The 888-nt window shown below is 56.5% G+C and carries 1 protein-coding gene and 1 pseudogene; one reads left to right on the forward strand and one right to left on the reverse strand.

Annotated features, from left to right (window positions below):
* A partial coding sequence (locus NW855_RS05920) for a hypothetical protein (protein WP_414508516.1) occupies positions 1-256 on the reverse strand: 256 nt, incomplete at its 3' end.
* Between the two features lie 76 nt (positions 257-332).
* On the opposite strand from NW855_RS05920, the pseudogene NW855_RS05925 reads away from it, so the two are divergent.
* Positions 333-888 (forward strand): annotated as a pseudogene (locus NW855_RS05925) (hypothetical protein); the annotation flags it as partial.

The following is an 888-nucleotide window of genomic DNA, read 5'->3' on the forward strand; positions in this document are numbered from 1 at the left end:
GATAGGCAGGATGCGATCGCTTCTTTCCTGAACCATGTTCAGGAGAGTTCAGCGTAAATGTATCAGGTGCTAGATGGCAACCGGTTGTCTTCTTCTTCAGCTTTGGGAAAGGCACCGTCGCTGTGCTTTTTTGGGCGCCCTTTGTGGGTATACTTGAGACTAGACTCAAGGTTTGCCTTTGAGTTTCCCTGGGGTGAGCTGGGCAGCTCTTGCTAAAGACGTTGACCCTAGCAAGTTTTTGAAGGAGATCTGCCATGGCTTCCTGGAACTCAAAATCCCGCTTTCGTCACCCGATAGCTCCCTTGATTTTGGCTTCCTCCCTCGTAGGAGGAGTGGCTGCTTGTTCCCTTACTTCGGATCCTCCGGCTGTTACTCAGCTTCCCCCGACAATTTCAGCTCAGGCGCCAGAAACAGCAGTGCAGGGCTCTGAGAGCATTGCTTTCTACTACGACGGGGTAAAGACCTCAGTCACCATCAAGGATGCGGCAGTCCTTTTTGCCGCCTGCACCCTCAACACCAACGACTCCGGGAAGATTGTTAACTTTGTCAATAACACGCTCAAGGTGGGGCCGATTACGGCTGCCGACGTGACGGGGTTGGGTGATCCGCTCAAGCCCTCTGTTTCCGACTTTACTGCCGACGGGGTGGTGGACTGCAAGGATGCGGCGGTTTTGTTTGCGGCAATTTCAACAGGTCTTCCGCCGACGGCCAGTAAGATCAATCCCTTCCTTGCCAACACCCTGAAGCTCAGCGGTGTCAGCGTCACGCAGCCGAACTTAGATACCTTCTTCAGCGAGCCCACGCCGACTCCAACCCCGACCCCGACACCGCCTCCCACCCCCGCTCCCACGCGGACGCCGACGCCCACCACCGCCCCCGCGCGCCACG

This window comes from Synechococcus sp. RC10B2, assembly GCF_047502635.1.